The following is a 22,348-nucleotide window of genomic DNA, read 5'->3' on the forward strand; positions in this document are numbered from 1 at the left end:
TTTTCCCTTCCCCCCTCCTCAAGGAGAAACGTTATGCCGATCCAGCCCGTCGACGTCCTCTACACCGCCGTCGCCACCGCCGAGAACGGCCGTGACGGCCGCGTCGCCAGCGACGACGGCCAGCTCGACGTCGTCGTCAACCCCCCGAAGGAGCTCGGCGGCAGCGGCGCCGGCACCAACCCCGAGCAGCTCTTCGCCGCCGGCTACAGCGCCTGCTTCCAGGGTGCGCTGGGCGTCGTCGCCCGCCAGGCGAAGGCCGACATCTCCGGCTCGACCGTCACCGCCGAGGTCGGCATAGGCAAGACCCCCGACGGCGGCTTCGGCATCAAGGTCGCCCTCTCCGCCCGCATCCCGAACGTCGACGAGGCCACCGCCCGTGAGCTCGTGGAGAAGGCGCACCAGGTGTGCCCGTACTCCAACGCCACGCGCGGCAACATCGAGGTCACCCTCGACGTCGCCTGACCGGACACCTCCGGGACTCTCCCGGGACCGTACCGGTACGCGAGCGCGACGGGCGCGTCCCACCGAGCGGCTACGCTTTCCCGCCATGCGAGATCTTGTAGCGGGCATGACGTACCTGGCCAGGGGCCAGCGCTGGGTGGGGCGCAACCGCCGGCAGTGGGGGTTCGGGCTGCTGCCCGGCCTGATCACGCTGGTCGGTTACGCGGCGGCGATCGTCGCGCTCGTGGCCGGTGCGGACGACGCGGTCGTCTGGGCCACGCCCTTCGCCGACGACTGGGGCTCGCCCTGGCTCGGCCTCTTCCGCGGAGCCATGACCGCGCTGTTCTTCGGCGGCTGTCTGCTGCTCGCGCTGATCTCCTTCACCGCCGTGACGCTGCTCGTCGGCCAGCCCTTCTACGAAGCGCTCTCGGAGCGCGTCGACCGGGCCGAGGGCGGTGCCGTCCCCGAGTCCGGGCTGCCGCTGTGGCGGGAGTTGTGGATCTCGGCCCGCGAGAGCCTCGCCGTGCTGGTGCGGGTGGCCGTGTGGGGGGTGCTGCTCTTCGCGCTGGGCTTCGTGCCCGTCGTCGGACAGACCGTCATTCCCGCGATCGGCTTCTGCGTCTCCGGCTTCTTCCTCGCCGAGGAGCTCACGGCGGTCGCCCTCCAGCGGCGGGGCGTGCCGCTGAAGGAGCGGCTGGCGATGCTGCGCTCGCGCAAGCTGCTGACCCTGGGCTTCGGGGTGCCGCTGGCGCTGCTGTTCCTGATCCCGCTCGTCGCGGTGTTCGTGATGCCGGGCGCCGTGGCGGGCGCGACGTTGCTGGTGAGGGACCTGACGGGGGAGCAGGCCGAGCAGGACGGCGAGGCCGGGCCCGAGGCCGGAGCCGGGGCCGTGGAGGAGGCTGCTCCGCAGCCCCGCCCCTTCCCGTGAGCGGGGGCTTCCCGCCGGGGGCTCAGCCCCCCGGCCTCACCCCGTGACCTCGGCCGGCACCAGGCACTCCTCCCGCTCCGCCCCCTCCGCGACGGGCGTGCCCTCCGGCCCCCACACCGCGCTCAGGCCGCACGCGTCGTACGGCCCCGCCGCCCCGACGTGGTTGGCCAGCAGGACGTGCAGGCCGTTGTCCTTCGCCAGGGCGGGGAAGATCTCCCGCCGCTCGGCCTGCCCCGGCCCCCGGCCGTACAGCGAACTCGCCACCAGCACCCGGCAGCCGTCCGCCGCGGCGCGCGCCGCGAGGTCGGGGAAGTGGGCGTCGAAGCAGATGGCGAGGCCGAACGCCGTGCCGTCCAGCGTGAAGCGGCCGTCCCGCGTGCCCGCCACGAACCCGGCGGCGCGCTCGCCGTCCGTCACGTGCACCTTGTCGTAGCGGGTCAGCAGCGCGCCGTCCGGCCCGTACACGAACGAGCTGATCGTCGGCCCCTGTGCCGTCCGTCCCGCGCAGTTGACCACCGCCGCGACGCCCGCCGCCCGGCAGGCGTCGCGGACCGGGGCGAGCCGCGGGTCCTCGGGGGCCATGGTCAGCCGGCCGGGGTCTGCGGCCACGGCGTCGAGCTCGTAGCCGGTGACCGCCAGTTCCCCGAAGACGACGAGCGCGGCGCCGCGGCCGCCGGCCTCGGCGACGAAGCCCGCCATGCGGGCCACGTTCGCATCGACGTCGAGCGGCCGGGCGGTGAACTGCGCTGCTGCAATGATCATGACCCCATCATGACCGCCCGGCGCTCCCCACGGCCACCGCCAGCACCGACCGGATCTGAGCGGTGATCGCGAGCCGGTTGTTCACGAACTCGGGGTCGGTGACCTGCCCGTGCGCGGGGTCGGTGTTGCCCTGGCCGAACTGCAGCACCGGCGTGTGCAGGTGCCCGCCGGGCACCCGTGCCCGTACGGCGTCGCGCAGCAGCGTGGCGCGGTAGGCGATCTCGTTGGAGAGGTAGTCGCCCCCGCCGCCCGCACGGGCCGTCGAGCCCGGCGTCGGGCCGTCCGCCCGGTCCACCTCCTCGGTGCCGCCCGCCGGTATCTCGGTGACGGCGGTGTTGTCGTACACCGGGAACGGGCCCGTCCGCGCCGCCGTGATGGCGGCGTACGGCAGGGTGGTGGTCGTCCACTGCGGCTGCGGGGTGACGGTCGGGATGCCGGGCGGTACGGGCACGGTCCCGGTGCGGGAGACGTTGAGGTTGTCCGGGTAGCCGCCGCGCCAGGCCCCGTTGGTGCGCTCGACGTCGAAGCGGCCGACGCGGCCCTGGCTGATGGTGGTGAACAGGTCCACCCGGCCCGGCCCGGGCCGCAGGTGCGGCAGCAGCGTCCGCTCGACGGTGCCGTCCGCGAAGTCCGCCCAGCGCACGGGGAAGACGGCCGCCTCGATGCGCGCCGGGCCCGCGGGCGTCTCGACGGTGGTGCCGTCGAGGGCGAGCGCCGCCGCCCCCGAGGGGTTGGAGCGGCGGACGTCGGAGTCGAGCTGGAACGGGTCGAAGCCGGTGATCACCACGCGCTTCACCCCGTCGCCCGGCGGCAGCTCGATCGAGTCCTGCCCGCGCGAGGTGCGCTCCACCGTCGCCACCAGCTCCGCACGCCGCCGCTCGTCCAGGGCGAACGCCGGCCGCCACTCGTGCAGCGCCCGCGTCAGGGCCAGCCGCGCCCAGTACAGCGGCCGGTCGTCGTCGCGGCTCAGGTCACCCCCTGCCGGGCCGCGTCCCTGGGCCCGGTCCACGGCCCGTCGCCACAGGTTCCGCCCCCCGTCCCTCACCAGCTTCCCCGCCTCCGCGCGGGAACGGGTGCGGCCCAGCTCGCGGGCGAAGCCGGCGGCCAGCCCGTCGAATCCGCTGCGGCGCAGGATCTCCTGCGGTACGGGGCCGGTCAGCCGCTGCTCCTCGACGGTGAGCGGCGCGGGGGAGGGGCCGGCGGCCGCGGCGGGGACGGAGAGGGCGAGCGGGGTGCAGGCGAGCAGGACGGCGCCGAGGGCGCCGAGGCGGGCCCTGCGGGACATCGGCGAAGAATCATTGGTTCTCATGATGCGGAAGGAAATCACCGCGACGGGTTACGGCGATAGAGGGCTGCCAACTCTCTGCCTGCACCAATGATTTCAGGCCACAATTGCTGGATGACCGCAGCGCAGCTCTTCCTGGATCCGCTCATATCCGCCGGACATCTCGTAGCCGCTCCGCTGTTCGACCTCGGTGCCGGTCAAGGCACCCGGGAATTCACCGAGTTGGCCCTCGCCCTCCTGCTGTCGTCGCTCATCGGGCTGGAGCGCGAGCTGCAGCAGAAGAGCGCGGGCCTGCGCACCCACACCCTGGTCGGGGTGGGCAGCGCGCTGTTCATGGAAATCTCGATCCACGGCTTCGGGGCGCTGGCCGACCTGGAGGGCGACACCCGCCTGGACGGGTCCCGGGTCGCGGCGCAGATCGTCTCCGGGATCGGCTTCATCGGCGGCGGCCTCATCTTCGTCCGCCGCGACGCGGTCCGTGGCCTGACGACGGCCGCCACCATCTGGCTGACCTGCGCCGTCGGCATGGCGTGCGGCGGCGGGCTGCCGCTGCTCGCCGCCGCCGCGACCGCGGTGCACTTCCTGGTGGTGCGCGGCTTCACGCTGCTGACCCGCCGTCTGGGCAGCACGGAGCGGGTCGAGCTGAGCCTGTCCTACCGGACGCGCCGGGGGCTGCTGGGCCGGGTGCTGGAGCTGTGCACCAAGAGCGGCTTCCGGGTGATGGACGTGCAGGTCGACGCCGAAGCCGGCGCCGGGGACGGGACCAAGGGCAAGGCCAAGGAGGCCGGGGTCGTGCTGGGCCTGGAGGGCAAGGGCTCCGCCCATCCGCTGGTCGAGGAGCTGACGGACTGGGACGGCATCCTCGGCGTCGGGCTGCGCGCGTACCGCGAGAGCGCCGAGTGACCGTCCGGCGTCCGGCGCCGTTCCCCACGGCGGGTGAACTCGCTTGTGACGCAGGGGCATTCATCGGATAGCGTGCGGGGCGAGGGCGGGTGCGGTCACCGCGCCGGGCCCTCGGCCACGGCCTGGCCTGCGCCGTGGCGGGTGCGCGGCCGCCGGCTGCCCGGGGCGAGGGTACGGGCGCCGGAGTCACGGTCCGCGCCCGCGCCACCGGCGGCGGACCAGGCCGTGCGACGGGCCGCACCGACGGCCGTCCAGGGGCGGGGGCGGGGCCACCTGACAGGCCCTGCCCCCGCCCCTCCGCCGCGCTACGCGGCCGGCTTCTCGGCCGTGATCGTCCGGTAGGCGAGGCCGGCCAGCTCGCCCTGGCCCTTCTTGCTGGGGTGGAACCAGTCCCACTTGCTCAGTTCCTGGCCGGTGAAGTTGTAGCCGTTGACGGTGTGGTCGTAGCGGCACAGCGCGTCCTTGCTGCAGACGTCCTTCAGCACCGCGTTGTACTCGCCGACCCGCTTGTCGACCTGCGCGCGCCGCTCCTCCGCGGCCTCGTCCACCGTGTCGGCGTCGCGCAGCATCGACGGACAGATCGACGCCATCTTCCAGATCTGCTTCCCGAGCACGCTCTTGCGCCCCTCGGACCACAGCCGCTTCAGGTCCGGGATGCCGGCGACGTACACCTGGGAGGTGGGCAGGCTGCTGCGCAGCGTCTTCAGCGAGGTCTCGAAGTCCGCGCGGAACCCGTCCACCGGTGTCATCTGCGCCACATCGGCGCGGCAGGCGTCGTTGGCGCCCAGCAGGACCGTCACCAGCTGCGGCCTGTGGGCGACGGCCGCGCGCATCTGGCCCGGCAGGTCGGCCATCCGGGCGCCGGTCCTGGCGTAGTTCCAGCTGCTGGTCTGCGGCGAGAGCAGCAGCCGGCGGGCGAGGCTGTCGACCTCGGTGCCGGTGGCCCAGGAGACCTCGGGGCAGTCCTCCAGCACGGAGCAGGCGTCGAAGCCGCGGGTGATGGAGTCGCCGAGGGAGGCGAGCGACTCGGGGCGGGTCTTCCACGCCGGGCGGGCGGGGGCCGGCGCGGCGGGCGCGGCCTTGTTCTCCGCGTCGCCCTCGCAGCCGGTGGCCAGCACGATCGTGCCGAGCGCCACCGCGGCCGCCCGCAGCCTTATGGAGTGCCGTGGCCTCCTGGTCGTGCCCATCTCGTTCCCCCTCCGGCCGGGTGATATCTGTCCGGGACCGACGGTACGTCACGCCGGAGGTCTTCCCGCACGGTACTTTTTCCTTGATGATCAAGTCGGTCCGGGATCTTTGCAATCACGGCGCCACGAAATCACAACACGTCACTTCCTGTCCCTTTTCAGGAGAATCGCTCCCAATGGTGTTTACTGTTGGTAACCTCGCGAGCTGGTGCGGGTGTGGCCATGGGGGCGTAATGCCCGGTGCCGCCCCCAGCGGGACCGGTACGGACGCGAGGCCGCTGGGGAAGGCGAACCTCGAACCGCACTGGAGGTCCCGGTGACGACACGTGGAGTTCTGTACGTCCACTCCGCGCCCCGCGCGCTGTGCCCGCACGTCGAATGGGCCGTGGCGGGCGTCCTCGGCGTGCGCGTCACCCTCGACTGGATCCGGCAGCCCGCCTCCCCCGGCACCTGGCGCTCCGAGTTCTCCTGGCAGGGGCAGGCCGGCACCGCCTCCAAGCTCGCCTCCGCGCTGCGCGGCTGGCACCTGCTCCGCTTCGAGGTGACCGCCGAACCCAACGCCACCACCGAGGGCGAGCGCTACAGCTCCACCCCCGACCTGGGCATCTTCCACGCCGTCACCGGCATCCACGGCGACATCCTCGTCCCCGAGGACCGGCTGCGCGCCGCCCTGACCCGCGCCGCCGGCGGCGAGAGCGACCTGCAGGCCGAGGTCGCCAAGCTGCTCGGCAAGCCCTGGGACGACGAACTGGAGCCCTTCCGGTACGCCGGCGAGGGCGCCCCCGTGCGGTGGCTGCACCAGGTGGTGTGACGCCCCCGCGCGGGCCGGCCCGGCGCGCGACGGGGCGGGTGACGCAACCCCCGCCCACGGCCGCGCCCTTGCGTGGGAGTGCACTCCAACGCCTAGCGTCCAGGCCATGACCGACACCGCCTCCGCCCCCACCGTCAGCGTCCTCGGCACCGGCATCATGGGCGCCGCCATGGCCCGCAACCTGGCCCGCGCCGGCCTGTCCGTACGCGCCTGGAACCGCACCCGCGCCAAGGCCGAGCCCCTCGCCGCCCACGGCATCACCGTCTGCGCCACCCCCGCGGAGGCCGCGCGCGACGCCGACGTCGTCCTCACCATGCTGTACGACGGCCCGGCCGCCCTCGACACCATGCGGGCCGCCGCACCCGGGCTGCGCCCCGGCACCGTCTGGGCCCAGTGCACCACCGCCGGCCTCGACGGATTCGCCGACCTCGCCGCCCACGCCCGCGCACAGGGCCTCGTCCTCGTCGACTGCCCCGTCCTCGGCACCAGGCAGCCCGCCGAGGAGGGCAGGCTCACGGTCCTCGCCGCCGGGCCCGACGCGACGCGCCCGGCCCTGGCCCCCGTCCTCGACGCCATCGGCAGCCGGACGGTCTGGGTCGCCGACGACGCGGCGGACGCCGCCGCCACCCGGCTCAAGCTCGTGATCAACAGCTGGGTGCTGACCGTCACCCACGGCACCGCCGAGGCCCTGGCGCTGGCCCAGGGCCTCGGCGTCGACGCCCGGCTCTTCCTGGACGCGGTGGCCGGCGGACCGCTGGACATGGGCTACCTGCGGGCCAAGGCCGGCCTCCTGCTGGACGGCGGCCTCACCCCGCCGAGCTTCGCGACCACCACGGCCGCGAAGGACGCCCGGCTGATCGTCGAGGCCGGCCGGGCGGCCGGCGTCCGCCTGGACGTGGCCGCCGCGGGCGCCGAGCGCTTCCGCCGGGCCGCCGAGCAGGGCCACGGGGACGAGGACATGGCGGCCTCGTACTACGCCAGCTTCGACAAGTAGGTCCGCCCACGCGCCTGTCCCGGCGCGCAACGCGAAGGGCCCGCTTCTGCCACCGGTGGCAGAAGCGGGCCCTTCACCCGTACAGGGGGTGCGACCGTCAGACCGTCCGCAGGGCGAGGACCACGTTGTGGCCGCCGAAGCCGAACGAGTTGTTGATGGCCGCAATGGTGCCCTCCGGGAGCGAACGGGGCTCGTCGCGGACGATGTCCGCCTCGATGTCCTCGTCCAGGTCCGTGATGTTGATCGTCGGAGGAGCGGTGCGGTGGTGCAGCGCGAGGACGGTCATGACCGTCTCGATGCCGCCGGCGCCGCCGAGCAGGTGACCCGTCATCGACTTGGTCGCGGACACCGCGACGTGGTCGAGCTCGTCGCCGAGGACCTTGCGCAGCGCCTTGATCTCGGCCGCGTCGCCCTGCGGCGTGGAGGTGGCGTGCGCGTTGAGGTGCACGACCTCCGAGGGCTTCAGGTCGGTGGTGTCGAGCAGGTTCTGCAGGGCCGCGGCGATGCCGCGACCGCTGGGCTCGGGCTGGGCGATGTGGTGGCTGTCCGCGGACAGGCCCTGGCCCAGCACCTCGCAGTAGACCCGGGCGCCGCGCCGGGCGGCGTGCTCGGCCGACTCCAGGACGACGACGCCGGCGCCCTCGCCGAGGACGAAGCCGTCACGGGCCTTGTCGTACGGACGCGAGGCCGTGGTCGGCTCGTCGTTGTTCTTGGACATCGCCATCATGTTGGCGAAGGCCGCGATGGGAAGCGGGTGGATGGCCGCCTCGGTGCCGCCCGCGACCACGACGTCGGCGCGGCCGGTGCGGATCATCTCGACGGCGTAGCCGATGGCCTCGGCGCCGGACGCGCAGGCGCTGACCGGGGTGTGGACGCCCGCCTGGGCGTTCACCTCCAGGCCGACGTTGGCGGACGGGCCGTTGGGCATCAGCATGGGCACGGTGTGCGGGGAGACGCGGCGGACGCCCTTCTCCTTGAGCACGTCGTACTGGTCGAGCAGGGTCGTCACGCCACCGATGCCGGAGGCGATGACCGTACCCAGGCGCTCGGGGACGATGGAGGAGTCCTCGCCGGCCTTGGCGGTGAAGCCCGCGTCGGCCCACGCCTCGCGCGCGGCGATCAGCGCGAACTGCGCCGACCGGTCCAGCTTGCGGGCGACCGGACGCGGCAGCACGTCCTCCGGGTCCACGGCGGCCGGGGCGGCGATGCGGACCGGGAGGTCGGCGAAGCGCTCACCCTCCAGGGGCCTGACGCCGGAACGCCCGGCGAGCACCCCTTCCCAGGTCGATGCGCTGTCGCCACCCAGCGGTGTGGTTGCGCCGATACCGGTGACGACCACGGTGCGATTGGTCGGATTCACAGGAATTCTGTCTCCACGTGTAGAGGTGCTGGAACCGCCACCGCAGGGGTGGCGACGAACGCTTCGGGTCAGCTCTGGTGCTTGAGGATGTAGTCGGCAGCGTCACCGACGGTCTTCAGGTTCTTGACGTCCTCGTCGGGGATCTTCACGTCGAAGCGCTCCTCGGCGGCGACGACGACCTCGACCATGGACAGCGAGTCGACGTCCAGGTCGTCGGTGAAGGACTTCTCGCGGGCGACGTCCTCGACGGGGATGCCGGCGATCTCGTTGACGATCTCGGCGAGGCCCGCGATGATTTCCTGCTCGGTGGCGGCCATGTGGCGCTCCTTCTATCGATAGTGCTGTGGAACTGCGGTAAGGAAACTGCTGGGGCGGTGAGACTGCCGCAACCGGACGGGGGTCCGGTCCCGCGCGTCTCGCCTAGGGGAGGGTAACGACCGTGGCGGCGTACACGAGACCCGCCCCGAAACCGATGACGAGCGCGGTGTCGCCGCTCTTCGCCGCTCCGGTCGCCAGGAGGCGCTCCATGGCCAGCGGGATGGAGGCCGCGGAGGTGTTGCCCGTGGTCTCCACGTCACGGGCGACCGTGACGCTCTCCGGCAGTTTGAGGGTCTTGACCATCGAATCGATGATCCGCATGTTGGCCTGGTGCGGAATGAAGACGTCCAGGTCCTCCGCGCTCACCCCGGCCTCGTCCAGCGCCTGCTGGGCGATCTTCGCCATTTCGAAGACGGCCCAGCGGAAGACCGCCTGACCCTCCTGGGTGATCGCCGGGAAGCGGACGTCCGTCTCCTCGCGGTAGACGTCCCACGCGACGGTCTGCTTGATCGTCTCGGCCTTGTCGCCCTCCGAGCCCCACACGGTCGGGCCCATGGCCGGCTCCGTCGAGGGGCCGATGACCACGGCGCCCGCGCCGTCGCCGAAGAGGAAGGCCGTGGCGCGGTCCTCCAGGTCGGTCAGGTCGGACAGCCGCTCGACGCCGACGACCAGGACGTACTCGGCCGAGCCGTCGGTGACCATGCTCTTGGCGAGGGTGAGGCCGTAGCCGAAGCCCGCGCAACCGGCCGAGATGTCGAAGGCCGGGGGCTTGCCGGCCCCCACCTTGTGGGCGATCTCGGTGGCGATGGCGGGGGTCTGCTTGAAGTGCGAGACCGTCGCGACGAGCACCGCGCCGATCTGCTCGGGCGTGATGCCCGCGTCGGCGATGGCCTTGCCGGCCGCCTCCACGGACATGGCGGCCACGGTCTCCTCCGGGCCGGCCCAGTGCCGGGTGGCGATGCCCGACCGGGAGCGGATCCACTCGTCGGAGGAGTCGATGTGCTTGAGGATCTCCTCGTTCGGCACCACCCGGACGGGGCGGTAGCCGCCCACGCCCATGATGCGGGCGTACGGGGCGCCCTTCGCGGGCCTGATCTTCGAGGTCATGCTCTCGGACTCCTTATTCGGCCGGGCCGGCGGCGTCGGCAGCGTGCTCGGCGATCAGCTCGCGCGCGGCGTCGAGGTCGTCCGGGGTCTTGAGCGCGAGCGTCTTCACGCCCGGCAGGGCGCGCTTGGCCAGGCCCACGAGGGTGCCGCCGGGGGCCGCCTCGATCAGCGCCGTGACGCCCAGCTCCTTGAAGGTCTCCATGCACAGGTCCCAGCGGACCGGGTTGGCGACCTGGCCCACCAGGCGCTGCACGACCTCGCGGCCGTCCGTGACGACCTGGCCGTCCTTGTTGGAGACATAACGCGTGTGCGGCGTCCGGGCTTCCACCTGAGCCACCGCGGCCTCCAGGGCCGAGACGGCCGGGGCCATGTGGTGGGTGTGGAAGGCGCCGGCCACCTTCAGGGCGACGACGCGGCGGGTTCCCTCGGGCTTGTCCGCCTCCAGCGCCGCGAGCTGCTCGGCGGTGCCGGCGGCCACGATCTGGCCGGAGCCGTTGACGTTCGCCGGGGTCAGGCCGAGCTTCTCCAGGTGCGGCAGGACGACGTCCGGCTCGCCGCCGAGCAGCGCGGCCATGCCGGTCTCGGTGACGGCCGCGGCCTCGGCCATGGCCAGGCCGCGCTTGCGGACGAGCTCCAGCGCGGTGCGCTCGGGGACCACACCGGTCAGCGCGGCGGCGGCGAGCTCGCCCACGCTGTGGCCGGCGGCGGCGCCGACCTGCCGTGCGAAGTCCTCGCCGGTGGGGAACAGCTGTCCCGCCGAGATCAGCGCGGACGCCACCAGCAGCGGCTGGGCCACGGCGGTGTCACGGATCTCGTCGGCGTCGGCTTCGGTGCCGTAGTGAACGAGGTCCAGGTCGATGGCGGCGGACCACTCGGCCAGACGGCCGGAAACACCGGGGAGGTCGAGCCAGGGGGTCAGGAAGCCGGGCGTCTGAGCGCCCTGGCCGGGAGCGACGAGTACGAGCACCCTCACACTCTCTCTCGTGGACGGCGTCGCCCACCCGTGAGGACAGGGACGAAGAACCGTCAGGGGAATTGTGGACGTTCGACAAAAGACTAAGTGTGTCACTCGTTGTCGGCGAGACGCCCGAGAATCAGGGCAATGCGCAGGGTGAACGCGGAGCGGACATCGGAAGGTGACCAGCCGGTGACGTCCGTCACACGTCGGAGGCGGTATCGCACGGTGTTGGGGTGGACGAACAGCATCCGCGCCGCCCCCTCCAGGCTGCTGGCCTGTTCCAGGTAGACGCTCAGCGTCTCCAGCAGTGCCGAGCCCGCCTCTTCGAGCGGTCTGTAGATCTCCTCCACCAGCTGTTCCCGCGCCGCCGGGTCGCCCGCCATGGCCCGCTCGGGCAGCAGGTCGTCGGCCAGTACGGGCCGGGGGGCGTCGGGCCAGGCCGCACACGCCTTCAGGCCCGCCGCCGCGGCCTGCGCGGAGCGGGTCGCCGCCAGCAGGTCGCCCACCACCGGACCGGCCACCACCGGGCCGGCCGCGAACGGGCCGATCAGCGCCTTGGCCGCCTGCAGCGGATCGTCCGACCCGCCCGCGATCACCACCAGCCGCTCGCCCAGCACCCCCGTCAGGACCTGCAGCTTCGCATGGCGGGCGGCCCGCCGGATCGCCTCCACCGTCAGCTCGCTGTCCCCGTTCGGCGCCGTGCCCAGCACCACGGCGACGTGCGCCGGCGAGTTCCAGCCCAGCGCCGCCGCCCGGGACAGCGCGCCCTCGTCGGCCTCGCCCGACAGCACCGCGTTGACCACCAGCGACTCCAGCCGGGCGTCCCACGCGCCGCGCGCCTCGGCGGCCTGCGCGTACACCTGCGCCGTGGCGAAGGCGATCTCCCGGGCGTACACCAGCAGCGCCTCGCGCAGCGCCGACGCGTCGCCCGGCGCGGCCACCTCGTCGATGGCCGACTCCATCACCTCGATGGTCGTCCGCACCATCTCCACGGTCTGGCGCAGCGTGATCGCCCGCGTCAGCTCCCGGGGAGCCGTGCCGAAGACGTCCGTGCTGATGGCCTGCGGGGTCTCCGGATGCCGGAACCACTCGGTGAAGGCGGCGATGCCGGCCTGGGCGACCAGGCCGATCCAGGACCGGTTCTCCGGGGGCATCGCCCGGTACCACGGCAGCTGGGCGTCCATCCGGGCGATGGCCGCGGCGGCCAGCGTCCCGGAGGACTGTTCCAGGTTGCGCAGGGTGGCGCTGTGCGGGTGGGAGGGTGTTGCGGCTGGTTCAGGCACGGGACAAGCCTGCCTTATTCGGGTGGGCTCCGGGGCCGCCGGGCCCCTGTGGGGCGCTCCGCGGGGCTACGGTGGGCCGATGATGCACGTGCAACGGGCCGCCGAACGCTACCGGGGCGGCGACGCGACGGCCGGGGTCGAGACCTGGCACGCCTTCTCCTTCTCCGGCTTCTACGACCCCGACAACGTGCGGTTCGGTCCGCTCGCGGCCTGCAACGAAGAGCGGCTGGCGGGCGGCGGGGGCTTCGCCGAGCATCCGCACCGGGACGTCGAAATCGTTACCTGGGTGGTGGAGGGCGAGCTCACCCACGAGGACTCCACCGGCCACGTCGCCACCGTCCGCCCCGGCGACGTCCAGCGCCTGAGCGCCGGCTCCGGCGTCCGCCACGCCGAGCGCAACGCGGGGACCGCGCCCTTGCGCTTCGTGCAGATGTGGCTGACGCCGTCGGAATTCGGCGGCGAGCCGTCGTACGAGGTGGTGCGGGGCATCGCGGACGGCACCCCCTACGCACTGGGGCGGGCGGAGGCCGTGCTCCACGTGCGCCGGCTGCGCGGCACCGAGCGCACGGCCCTGCCGGACGCGCCGTGGCTGTACGTGCACGTCGTGCGCGGGACGGTGCGCCTGGGCGGCGAGGTGCTGCGCGAGGGTGACGCGGCGCGGGTGCTGGACGCGGCCGGGCTGGAGGCCGAGGCGATCGGCTCCGCCGAGCTGCTGGCGTGGGAGATGCACGCCGAGCCGCACTTCGGCTAGCTAGGACGTGCCCTGGGCGCGCAGCTCGGCGAGGACGGCGTCGGTCAGGGGCGGCCACGCCTCCACCGCCCAGGGCCCGAACGGACGGTCCGCGAGGGCCACGCAGGCCGCGCCCGCGTCCGGGTCCACCCACAGGAACGTTCCCGCCTGCCCGAAGTGGCCGTACGTCCGCGGCGAGGACGACGCGCCCGTCCAGTGCGGGGACTTCGCGTCGCGGATCTCGAAGCCGAGCCCCCAGTCGTTGGGGCGCTGGTGCCCGTAGCCGGGCAGCACGCCGGTCACGCCGGGGTAGGCCACCGTGGTGGCCTCGGCCAGGGTCTGCGCGGACAGCAGGCGCGGCGCCTGCAGCTCCGCGGCGAAGCGGGCCAGGTCGTCCACCGTCGAGACGCCGTCCTTGGCCGGCGAGCCGGGAAGGTCCGTCGAGGCCATGCCCAGCGGCTCCAGCACCGCCTGCCGCAGGTACTCGGCGAAGGGGATGTCCGTCGCCTTGGCGATGTGGTCCCCGAGGACCTCGAAGCCGGCGTTGGAGTAGAGCCGCCGCGTGCCGGGCCCGGCCATCGTGCGGTGCTCGTCGAAGGCCAGGCCGGAGGTGTGGGCGAGCAGGTGCCGGACGGTGGAGCCCGCGGGCCCGGCGGGCTCGTCCAGCTCGATCGCGCCCTCCTCGACGGCGATGAGCGCGGCGTAGGCGGCCAGCGGCTTGGTCACGGAGGCGAGGGGGAAGCGGTGCCCGGCCGGCCCGTACGATCCCGCACGCGTGCCGTCCGCCCGCACCACGGCCGCCGCAGCGGTCTCCACGGGCCAGTTCTCGATCATCCGCAGGCTCTCCATGGCCAGGAGCCTAACGCGGTTCCCGCCCGGGCCGGATTCCGCTTGCTTCGAGTGCACTCCAACTCTCTAGCGTGGGGGTCACCGCAGCAGTTCGCGAGGGGGAAACGGCACATGACAGTGATCGACAGCCGGCCGACGGAGCTTCCGGGGGTGTGCCTGGAGCCCGACCGGCAGCGCGGCCGGCGGCCCGAGGGCAGGGACCGCTTCACCATCAGCGAGGTCGCGGCGTACACCGGGCTCTCCGCGCACACCCTGCGCTGGTACGAGCGCATCGGCCTGATGCCGCACGTCGACCGCTCGCACACCGGCCAGCGCCGTTACACCTCCCGCGACCTGGACTGGCTGGACTTCGTGGGCCGGCTCCGGCTGACCGGCATGCCGGTGGCCGACATGGTGCGCTACGCCGAGCTGGTCCGCCGGGGCGACGAGACCGTCGCCGAACGCGAACGGCTGCTGAGCGCACACCGCGACGACGTCCACAGGCGCATCACCGAGCTGCGCAGCACCCTGGACGTACTGGACTACAAGATCGGCATCTACTCCGACGCCCGCCGGGCGTCCGAAAGGGCATTGGGGACATGAGCAACGAGACGATCGCACGCGTCACCCTCGGCGACGGCGGCCCCGAGGCCGGAGTCCAGGGACTCGGCTGCATGGGGATGAGCTTCGCCTACGGGCCCACGGACGAGACCGAGGCCCGGGCGACGCTGGAGCGGGCGCTGGAGCTGGGCGTCACGCTCTTCGACACCGCAGACATGTACGGCAACGGCGAGAACGAGAAGTTCCTCGCGCCGTTTCTCCGGGCCCACCGCGACGAGGTCGTCCTGGCCACCAAGTTCGCGATCGACGCCAACCCCGAGAACCCCGCCGACCGGGTCATCCGCAACGACCCGCCCTACATCCGCAAGGCCGTCGACGCCAGCCTGCGGCGGCTGGGCGTCGACGAGATCGACCTCTACTACATGCACCGCCGCAACCCCGACGTCCCGCTGGAGGAGTCCGTCGGTGCGATGGCCGAGCTGGTGGCCCAGGGCAAGGTCAAGCACCTGGGGCTGAGCGAGGTCACCGGCAGCGAGCTGCGCCAGGCGCACGCCGTCCACCCGATCGCCGCCGTGCAGTCGGAGTGGTCGCTCTTCAGCCGGGACATCGAGGACAACGTCGTGCCCACGGTCCGGGAGCTCGGCGTCGCCCTCGTGCCCTACTCGCCCCTCGGACGCGGCTTCCTCACGGGCGCCTTCACCGACGCCGGCAAGGAGCTCTCCGGCAACGACTGGCGCCGCACCCTGCCCCGCATGACCGGCGAGAACGCCGAGGCCAACGCGGCCCTGCTGGAGCCGGTACGGGCCATCGCCGCCGCCCGCGGCGCCACGCTCGCCCAGATTGCGCTGGCCTGGGTCCAGCAGCGCGCCCAGGTGCACGGCCTGACGGTCGTTCCGATCCCGGGCACCCGCAAGCGCAGCCGCCTGGAGGAGAACGTGGGCGCCACCCGCATCGAGCTGACGGCGGACGAGCTGGCGGCCCTGGAGCCGGTCGCCTCCAAGGTGGCCGGGCCCCGCTACCCCGACATGTCCTTCACGTCGGCGGACCGCGACTGAGCGCTCCGCCGAGCGCTCCGCGGGGTAGTGCGTCCGCGGGCCGGCGGGGGCCGGTCGCGCAGTTCCCCGCGTCCCCTACGGGGCGCGGGGAACGCACCGGTGGTCAGTCGCCCGGGCTCACCAGCCCCGACTCGTAGGCGAAGATGACCGCCTGTGCGCGGTCGCGCAGGCTCAGCTTGGCCAGGACGCGGCCGATGTGCGTCTTCACCGTCTGCTCGGCCAGGACGAGCCGCGCCGCGATCTCCTGGTTGGACAGGCCCCGCGCGATCAGCTCCAGCACCTCCGTCTCACGCGGCGTCAGCCCGTTCAGCCGCACCGAACGCCGTCGGCGCGGGGCCGGCCGGGCGGCGAAGTCGGCGATCAGACGACGCGTCACCGACGGGGCGAGCAGGGCCTCTCCGGCGGCCACGACCCGCACGGCCGCGATCAGGTCGGCGGGCGGGGCGTCCTTCAGCAGGAAGCCGGACGCGCCCGCGCGCAGCGCCTCGTAGACGTAGTCGTCGACGTCGAACGTCGTCAGCATCAGCACCTTCGGGCGGTGCACCACCCCCGGCGGAGGGTCCAGGAGCCGCCGCGCGGCCTCCAGTCCGTCCATCTCCGGCATCCGGACGTCCATCAGCACCACGTCGGGGTGCACGGTGCGGGCCAGCTCCACGCCCTGCCGCCCGTCCGCGGCGTCGCCGACGACGTCGATGTCGGGCTGGGCGGCCAGGAGCGCGGCGAAACCGGCCCGCACCATGGCCTGGTCGTCGACGATGATCACACGGATGGTCATGCGCTGGAGGATTCCTCTTCTGTGGTGAACGGGAGCCGGGCCGCGACGCGGAAGCCGCCGTCGGGCAGCGGGCCGGTGTCGAGTGTGCCGCCCAGCAGGCGGACCCGCTCCCGCATGCCGACCAGGCCGTGGCCCGTGCCGCCGGTCTCCAGCGGCGGGACGTCCGCCTGCGGGGGAGCGGCGTTGACGACCAGCACCATCAGGCCGGTACCGTCCGGACCGGCGGACACCGAGACCCGGGTGGCCGCGCCCGGCGCGTGCCGCACCACGTTGGCCAGCGCCTCCTGCACGATGCGGTAGGCCGAGAGGTCCACCGCCGGCGGCAGCGCCGCGTCCGTGGGGGGCATCGTCAGCTCGACCGGCACCCCGGCCCGCACGGTCGCCTCCACCAGCTGCGGCAGGCGCCCGAGCTCCGGCTGGGGGGCGCGTTCGCCGCCGGTCTCCGCGCTGCGCAGCACCCCCAGCAGCCGCCGCATCTCGGTGAGGGACTCCCGGGCCGTCGCGGCGATCGCACCGAACTCCTCGCGCGCCGCGTCCGGCAGCCCCTCGATGCGGTAGGGGGCGCTGTCGGCCTGCACGGTGATGACGGACATGTGGTGGGCGACGACGTCGTGGAGCTCGCGGGCGATGCGGGCGCGTTCCTCCAGCAGCGTGCGGTGGGCCCGTTCGGCCTCGCTGATGGTCTCCTGCTCGGCCAGCGCCCGCCGGGCCAGGCCGCGTTCGCGCAGCAGGTAGGTCACCACGAGCAGGATGCCGCCGAGAATGACGGGCAGTGGCCAGGAGCCGTTGCTGCGGCCGGGGTCGAGGCTGTCGAAGAGGAGGCCGGCCGCTCCGGTCAGCGCCCAGGCCGCGGCCAGGACCCGGGGCCGCTCGCGCAGGCCGAGGGCCAGCAGGAGCAGCAGCATGCCGATGATGCCCCCGGGCGTCCACGGCCAGGCCCAGCCCTTGGCCGCCGGCACGGTGAGCAGGGCCGCCGCGCCGGCGACGTGGCCGGTGAAGGCCACCGCCCAGGCGGCCAGGGGGCGGCGCACGGCGAGCAGCAGTGGCGCGGTCTGCACGAGGCAGAGCAGGAGCGCGAGATCGGAGTTCAGCCCGTACTCGTCGCCGAGCACCATGGTGCCGGACGGGAGGAGGATGGCGATGAACAGCGCCGCGACGACGTACGGCAGGCGGCGCACGAAGCGGCGGCGGGAGTGGCCGAGGAGCGGCTCGGGCCGCCCGGCGGGGGCGAGCGCCGCGCGGACCCGGCGGAGCGGTGAGGAAGGCATGACGTGGTCAGCGTAGGGGGACCGACCAGCGAAAACGTCACCCCGGGGTGCCGGTCCGGAGGTCATACCCCGGTATCACCCCCGGCGGTCTCTCACAGCTCGGCCAGCAGCTGGGCCTTCTTCGCGGTGAACTCCTCGTCCGTCAGCAGCCCCGCATCGTGCAGCTCCCCCAGGTGGCGGATGCGGTCGGCGACGGCGCCGGGGTCGGGACGGGCGGCGGGCACGGCGTGGGCGCGGGCCGGGTCGCAGGCCAGGGCGGGAGCCTTCGCCCGCACGGCCGCCAGCACCGCCGCGGCGAAGGGCAGCGACTCGTGGACGAGGCCGTAGCCCATGCCGAAGACGACGGCCGCCGGGTCCTGGTCGGCGGCGCCCGGCCGGGCCGGCGCGCCGCGGCGCACGAGCCGCAGGTGGCCGCCGAGGGCGTCGGGGGAGCGCCAGTCCACGCCCGTCAGCTCGTCGATGCCGAAGCGCTGGTCGCCGGCCTTCCACTTGGCGGAGGAGGCGCCGGTCCAGAACCAGCGGAAGGAGACGGCCCGGCCGTCGAAGGACGCCTTGCCGTCGTACGCCTTGAAGGACAGCGGCGGCGTCGGCGCCGCCACCAGGTGTCGCTCGGCCGGCTCGCCGGCGGCGGGGCCGAGCTCGGCGCGTATCCGCTCGGCGTAGTACTCGGCGAGCAGCTCGCGCTCGGCCGGCAGCACCAGCCGGTACGGGTCGCAGCCCTCCTTGAGCTGGCCGTCGGCGGCATCGGTCAGCGGATCGGCGCCGGGTCTGGGCACGGCGCGCAGCACCACCGTCCCGTGCTTCCCCGGAGCCTGTTCGACTGCCGCGAGCGCCTCGTAGGGGATGCGCCGCTCGCCGAGCACCTGGAGCAGCTTCGGTGTGCGGATCCCCCGTTCGAAGCGGATGAGCACGGAGTCGGTGTCGAACTCCCAGACGGCGTGGAAACCGGCCAGCACATCACCCATGCCGCTCATCGTATGCGGCGGCCGTCCGCCCGTCCCCCCTCGTGACGCTACGCGCGTCAAGCCGCGGCGGCCCCGTCCGCCGGACCCAGATCCTCCGTGCAGTCACTGCCGTCCCTGGCGCAACGAACGGAGGCGGGGGCGCCGACTCCGATCCCCGCGAAGTTGGCGAGGCTGGTGGTGCCGGGGGCGAAGTAACCGGCGTGACCGCGGGCGTCGGCCGCGGACAGCAGCCGCGCCCCGAAGCCCGGCGAGACCGGGTCGGCGCCGTGCCCGAGGCCGCCGACCTCCATGTGCGGCACGCCCTGGATCCAGTCGTCCGCATCGCGCATGGCCCATATCCGGGCGCTGGTGTGCAGGTCGGAGGCGTGATCGGCGCGCATGCCCGGGCTGCCGGCCACGGCCACGTCCGTCACGCGCGGGGAGAGGTCGCGGGCGGCGACGCCGCAGACCACCGAGCCGTAGCTGTGGCAGAACAGCGAGACCTTGGACACACCGGGCAGCTCCCGCACCGTCTTGCGCAGCCGCAGGGCCCCCTCGGCGGCGAGCTTGCCGGTGGCGGCGTCCATGCCGACCCCGACGGGCGAGGTGTAGTCGGCCCAGGCGATGACGGCCGTCCCGGTGGCGGGGCTCGCCTTCCGCTCGGCGGCGTAGAGGGAACGGGCCATGCCCACGGGGGCGCTGTAGGCGCGCTGGGTCTTCTCGAACGTCAGCACGTTGGTGTCGACGCCCGGAACGACGACGGAGACCCGCTCGGCCCGGTCGAGGTCGCCGAAGACCTCGGCCACCCGGCCGGGCCCGGTGGGGTCGAAGGCGAGGATCTGCCGGCCCTCGCCGAGCAGCGATTCGAAGCGGTGCATGCGCCGGGTCGCCTCGTAGCGGCCCGCGGGGGTGAGCCCGCCGTCGTGGGTGCGGCGCTCCTCGGCCGTACGGGCCTGGGCGAGGGCGGCGCGGTTGGCGCGGTAGCGCAGCTCGGCGGGGGCGCCGCCGAGGTTGCCGACGACGAGCGGGTAGCGGTCGGCCAGCCGGTCGCGCTGGGCGCCGGGCAGCGAGGCGAAGAAGCGCGCGACAGTGGAGGCGTCCTCGCGCGGGGAGGGCAGCGGCACGCCGCCTATCGACCCGTGCAGCCACGCCTTCAGTGCGGCGGCCCGGGGGTCGGCTGCCGTCTGCTGGCCTCTCACGGCCGTCCATCCGGTCGTGGCCAGCATGACGAACACCACGGCCAGCGCGAGCAGTGCGCGCCAGACCGTGGCCGCGTTCGTCCAGGGGATGGAGGGGGAGCCGAGCTCCGGGAAGGAAGTCACCGCCGACCACCCTAGGAGAAACTCGCTTGCATCCGGGAAGTCGGTGAGCTAACTCACGTTTGGATCAGCGGTAATGGGGCGCACTTGCGTGACTTCCGTTCAAGATCGCCAGTTTTCCGCCAGCGCCGGTCCGATCTGGTCCAGATAGCCGGCCGTTGCCCGCTTGAGCTCGCTCATGTCGCCGTCCGCGACGCCGGCCCACAGCTTGCCGTTCGCCCGCATCACCCCGCTGAACGCCGCCACCAGGATCCGCGGCCGCGGATCCTGCTCGGTCAGGCCCTCCCGGCGGGTGATCTCCCGGGTCAGCCGGTCCTCCAGCTCCATGCCGCGGCGCAGGTGGGCGGCCAGCAGCTGCGGTGTCGACTGGATCATCTGGAAGGTGCGCACGTGCAGCTCCAGCGGGACCACCGACTCGATGGCCTCCTCGATGGTGTCCCACGAGGACAGCACCGCGGCGCGCAGGGCGGTGAGCGGCGACTCGGCGGCCGGACGCTCGCACACGGCGGCGAAGAAGTGCGACTCCACCATCTCCTGGACGGAGAGTGCGACCTCCTCCTTGTTGGCGAAGTAGCGGAAGAACGTGCGCTGCGACACGTCCGCCGCGGCGGCGATCTCGTCGACCGTCGTGCCCTCGTACCCCTGATGGGCGAACAGCTCCAGGGCGGACCTGATCAGGGCGTCCCGGGTCCGGCGCTTCTTGCGCTCCCGCAGCCCCGTGGCACCTTCGCTCGCCTGCATCGCCCCGCCTCTTTCACTGTTTTGCGCTGCTCAGAATAGTCATGGCCAAAGTGTCAGCCAACGACGGTTGAATCGCATTGTCAATTGGCAGAGGCTGCCATAATCTCGGTCCCATGACTCAGACCACCGTCGCCGACGCGACGCCGGACCTCGGACCCGGGAAAGGACTGCGGGGCCGTCCCTGGCCGACGCTGATCACCGTCGCCATAGGCGTGATGATGGTCGCGCTCGACGGCACGATCGTCGCCATAGCCAACCCCGCCATCCAGAAGGACCTCGGCGCCTCGCTCGCCGACGTGCAATGGATCACCAATGCCTACCTCCTCGCCCTCGCCGTCGCGCTGATCACGGCGGGCAAGCTCGGCGACCGCTTCGGCCACCGCCTGATCTTCCTCATCGGTACCACCGGCTTCGCCCTCTCCTCCGGACTCATCGCGCTGTCGGGCAGCGTGTCGACGGTCGTCGGATTCCGGGTGCTGCAGGGCCTGTGCGGCGCCCTGCTCATGCCGGCCGCGCTCGGCCTGCTGCGCGCCACCTTCCCGGCGGAGAAGCTCAACATGGCGATCGGCATGTGGGGCATGGTCATCGGCGCGTCCACGGCCGGCGGCCCCATCGTCGGCGGTCTGCTCGTCGAGCACGTCAACTGGCAGTCGGTCTTCTTCATCAACGTGCCCGTGGGCGCGGCGGCGGTCGTCCTCGGCGTGCTCATCCTCAAGGACCACCGTCCCGCCGAGGCCCCCAAGTCCTTCGACGTCCTGGGCATCGCGCTGCTGTCCGCCGCGATGTTCTGCCTCATCTGGGCCCTGATCAAGGCCACCGACTGGAGCTGGGGCGACACCCGGACCCTGCTCTTCCTCGGCGCCTCGCTGCTCTGCTTCGTCCTCTTCGCCCTCTGGCAGAACCGCTGCCGCGAGCCGCTGCTGCCCCTGCGCCTCTTCCGGTCCCTGCCGCTGACGGCGGGCACGGTGCTGATGGTGCTGATGGCCTTCGCCTTCATGGGCGGCCTGTTCTTCGTCACCTTCTACCTGCAGAACGTGCACGGGATGTCCCCGGTGAACAGCGGCCTGCACCTGCTGCCGCTCACCGGCATGATGATCGTCTCCTCGCCCCTGGCCGGTGCCCTCATCAGCCGGATCGGGCCACGCATCCCCCTCGTCGCCGGGATGCTCTTCGCCGCGGCGGGCTGCTTCGGACTCGCCTTCCTCGAACCCGGCACCGGCACGGGCCCGCTGTCGCTGTGGTTCGCGCTGCTCGGCCTGGGATTCGCGCCCGTCATGGTCGGCGCCACCGAGGTCATCGTCGGCAACGCCCCGCTGGAGCACGCCGGCGTCGCCGGCGGCCTCCAGCAGGCGGCCATGCAGGTCGGCGGCTCGCTCGGCACCGCCGTGCTCGGCGCGGTCGTCGCCGCCCGCGTGAGCGACCTGCTGCCGGACAAGTGGGCGGCGGCGGGGCTGCCCCTCCTCGCACCCGACCAGGCGGACCAGGTCGCCGACGCCGTCGAGGTCGGCGTCGCGCCCGTCGCGCCGAACACCCCGCCGGAGCTCGCGGCGAAGATCTCCGGCGTGGCGCACGACACGTTCGTGTCCGCGGTCACCACCGGATTCACCGTCGCCGGCTGCGTCGCACTGGTGGCGGCGGGTGTGGCCGTCTTCACAAAACGCGGGGCGAACGCCCAGGCCGGAGCGGGGGCGGCCCACATCTGAACCCCAGGTGAACCACGGACGGCGGCGGGAAAGGTACCGAGGTACCTTTCCCGCCGCCGTCCGTCTTCCCCTATCAGTGCATGGCCG

23 protein-coding genes are annotated in these 22,348 nt (G+C 73.2%); 9 read left to right on the plus strand and 14 right to left on the minus strand.

What is annotated here, in order from left to right; all coding sequences use genetic code 11:
- Window positions 1–33: 33 nt before the first annotated feature.
- Window positions 34–462 carry an organic hydroperoxide resistance protein gene (locus LE181_RS05280; protein WP_225659926.1) on the plus strand — a complete coding sequence of 143 codons (429 nt, stop codon included), beginning with the start codon at window positions 34–36 and terminating at the stop codon, window positions 460–462.
- A gap of 85 nt (window positions 463–547) precedes the next feature.
- Window positions 548–1,369 (plus strand): EI24 domain-containing protein, encoded by an 822-nt coding sequence (locus LE181_RS05285; protein WP_225659928.1) that lies wholly within the window; start codon window positions 548–550, stop codon window positions 1,367–1,369.
- Between the two features lie 36 nt (window positions 1,370–1,405).
- Here the strand turns inward: LE181_RS05285 and LE181_RS05290 are convergent, their stop codons facing one another.
- Window positions 1,406–2,131: a carbon-nitrogen hydrolase family protein gene (locus LE181_RS05290; RefSeq protein ID WP_225659929.1), complete on the minus strand. Its 726-nt coding sequence runs from the start codon at window positions 2,129–2,131 to the stop codon at window positions 1,406–1,408.
- A 7-nt stretch (window positions 2,132–2,138) separates the two neighbouring features.
- Window positions 2,139–3,416 carry a PA0049 family protein gene (locus tag LE181_RS05295; protein WP_225659930.1) on the minus strand — a complete coding sequence of 426 codons (1,278 nt, stop codon included), beginning with the start codon at window positions 3,414–3,416 and terminating at the stop codon, window positions 2,139–2,141.
- Window positions 3,417–3,530: 114 nt separating this feature from the next.
- On the opposite strand from LE181_RS05295, the gene LE181_RS05300 reads away from it, so the two are divergent.
- Entirely contained in the window at window positions 3,531–4,319 is a 789-nt protein-coding gene (locus tag LE181_RS05300) for an MgtC/SapB family protein (protein ID WP_225659931.1), read from the plus strand.
- A gap of 305 nt (window positions 4,320–4,624) precedes the next feature.
- Here LE181_RS05300 and LE181_RS05305 read toward each other — a convergent pair whose 3' ends face one another.
- Complete coding sequence (locus LE181_RS05305; RefSeq protein ID WP_225659932.1) at window positions 4,625–5,506, minus strand: SGNH/GDSL hydrolase family protein; 882 nt, start codon at window positions 5,504–5,506, stop codon at window positions 4,625–4,627.
- A gap of 316 nt (window positions 5,507–5,822) precedes the next feature.
- On the opposite strand from LE181_RS05305, the gene LE181_RS05310 reads away from it, so the two are divergent.
- Both LE181_RS05310 and LE181_RS05315 read left to right on the plus strand, forming a co-directional pair.
- A complete protein-coding gene (locus LE181_RS05310) occupies window positions 5,823–6,317 on the plus strand; it encodes a DUF3145 domain-containing protein (RefSeq protein WP_225659933.1) in 495 nt (164 codons plus the stop codon).
- 106 nt (window positions 6,318–6,423) lie between these two features.
- Window positions 6,424–7,311 (plus strand): NAD(P)-dependent oxidoreductase, encoded by an 888-nt coding sequence (locus tag LE181_RS05315; RefSeq protein ID WP_225659934.1) that lies wholly within the window; start codon window positions 6,424–6,426, stop codon window positions 7,309–7,311.
- A gap of 97 nt (window positions 7,312–7,408) precedes the next feature.
- Here the strand turns inward: LE181_RS05315 and fabF are convergent, their stop codons facing one another.
- From fabF to LE181_RS05340, 5 genes are all read right to left on the minus strand, one after another.
- Window positions 7,409–8,671, minus strand: coding sequence for a beta-ketoacyl-ACP synthase II (gene fabF, locus LE181_RS05320; protein WP_225659936.1), 1,263 nt, complete (start codon window positions 8,669–8,671; stop codon window positions 7,409–7,411).
- Between the two features lie 68 nt (window positions 8,672–8,739).
- Complete coding sequence (locus tag LE181_RS05325) at window positions 8,740–8,988, minus strand: acyl carrier protein (RefSeq protein ID WP_225659938.1); 249 nt, start codon at window positions 8,986–8,988, stop codon at window positions 8,740–8,742.
- A gap of 103 nt (window positions 8,989–9,091) precedes the next feature.
- The gene (locus LE181_RS05330) at window positions 9,092–10,096 is read right to left on the minus strand and encodes a ketoacyl-ACP synthase III (RefSeq protein WP_225659940.1); all 1,005 of its coding nucleotides are present in this window, start codon (window positions 10,094–10,096) and stop codon (window positions 9,092–9,094) included.
- A gap of 13 nt (window positions 10,097–10,109) precedes the next feature.
- Window positions 10,110–11,063: an ACP S-malonyltransferase gene (locus tag LE181_RS05335; protein ID WP_225659942.1), complete on the minus strand. Its 954-nt coding sequence runs from the start codon at window positions 11,061–11,063 to the stop codon at window positions 10,110–10,112.
- Window positions 11,064–11,161: 98 nt separating this feature from the next.
- The gene (locus LE181_RS05340) at window positions 11,162–12,337 is read right to left on the minus strand and encodes a PucR family transcriptional regulator (protein ID WP_225659944.1); all 1,176 of its coding nucleotides are present in this window, start codon (window positions 12,335–12,337) and stop codon (window positions 11,162–11,164) included.
- Window positions 12,338–12,416: 79 nt separating this feature from the next.
- On the opposite strand from LE181_RS05340, the gene LE181_RS05345 reads away from it, so the two are divergent.
- Window positions 12,417–13,088: a pirin family protein gene (locus tag LE181_RS05345; protein WP_225659945.1), complete on the plus strand. Its 672-nt coding sequence runs from the start codon at window positions 12,417–12,419 to the stop codon at window positions 13,086–13,088.
- On the opposite strand, the gene LE181_RS05350 is transcribed toward LE181_RS05345, so the two are convergent.
- On the minus strand, window positions 13,089–13,916 hold the full coding sequence (locus LE181_RS05350) for a serine hydrolase domain-containing protein (RefSeq protein WP_225659946.1): 828 nt from the start codon (window positions 13,914–13,916) through the stop codon (window positions 13,089–13,091).
- A gap of 111 nt (window positions 13,917–14,027) precedes the next feature.
- Between LE181_RS05350 and LE181_RS05355 the strand changes: the two genes are divergently transcribed.
- Window positions 14,028–14,498: a MerR family transcriptional regulator gene (locus LE181_RS05355; protein WP_225659948.1), complete on the plus strand. Its 471-nt coding sequence runs from the start codon at window positions 14,028–14,030 to the stop codon at window positions 14,496–14,498.
- Window positions 14,495–15,511 carry an aldo/keto reductase gene (locus LE181_RS05360; RefSeq protein ID WP_225659950.1) on the plus strand — a complete coding sequence of 339 codons (1,017 nt, stop codon included), beginning with the start codon at window positions 14,495–14,497 and terminating at the stop codon, window positions 15,509–15,511. Before LE181_RS05355 ends, LE181_RS05360 begins: the two co-directional genes overlap by 4 nt.
- A 103-nt stretch (window positions 15,512–15,614) precedes the next feature.
- Here LE181_RS05360 and LE181_RS05365 read toward each other — a convergent pair whose 3' ends face one another.
- From LE181_RS05365 to LE181_RS05385, 5 genes are all read right to left on the minus strand, one after another.
- Window positions 15,615–16,286 (minus strand): response regulator, encoded by a 672-nt coding sequence (locus LE181_RS05365; protein WP_225659951.1) that lies wholly within the window; start codon window positions 16,284–16,286, stop codon window positions 15,615–15,617.
- Window positions 16,283–17,554: a sensor histidine kinase gene (locus LE181_RS05370; protein WP_225659953.1), complete on the minus strand. Its 1,272-nt coding sequence runs from the start codon at window positions 17,552–17,554 to the stop codon at window positions 16,283–16,285. The genes LE181_RS05365 and LE181_RS05370 overlap by 4 nt, the downstream gene beginning before the upstream one ends.
- Before the next feature lie 92 nt (window positions 17,555–17,646).
- Window positions 17,647–18,519, minus strand: a complete 873-nt coding sequence (locus LE181_RS05375) for a DUF4429 domain-containing protein (protein WP_225659955.1) — start codon at window positions 18,517–18,519, stop codon at window positions 17,647–17,649.
- 56 nt (window positions 18,520–18,575) lie between these two features.
- Window positions 18,576–19,820, minus strand: a complete 1,245-nt coding sequence (locus tag LE181_RS05380; protein WP_225659957.1) for an alpha/beta hydrolase — start codon at window positions 19,818–19,820, stop codon at window positions 18,576–18,578.
- 99 nt (window positions 19,821–19,919) lie between these two features.
- Window positions 19,920–20,558, minus strand: a complete 639-nt coding sequence (locus LE181_RS05385) for a TetR/AcrR family transcriptional regulator (protein ID WP_225659959.1) — start codon at window positions 20,556–20,558, stop codon at window positions 19,920–19,922.
- A 113-nt stretch (window positions 20,559–20,671) separates the two neighbouring features.
- Here LE181_RS05385 and LE181_RS05390 point away from each other — a divergent pair, with 113 nt between their 5' ends.
- Complete coding sequence (locus LE181_RS05390; protein WP_225659961.1) at window positions 20,672–22,261, plus strand: MFS transporter; 1,590 nt, start codon at window positions 20,672–20,674, stop codon at window positions 22,259–22,261.
- Window positions 22,262–22,348: the final 87 nt, after the last annotated feature.

It is taken from the genome of Streptomyces sichuanensis, assembly GCF_020328095.1.
Taxonomy (GTDB): domain Bacteria; phylum Actinomycetota; class Actinomycetes; order Streptomycetales; family Streptomycetaceae; genus Streptomyces; species Streptomyces cinnamoneus.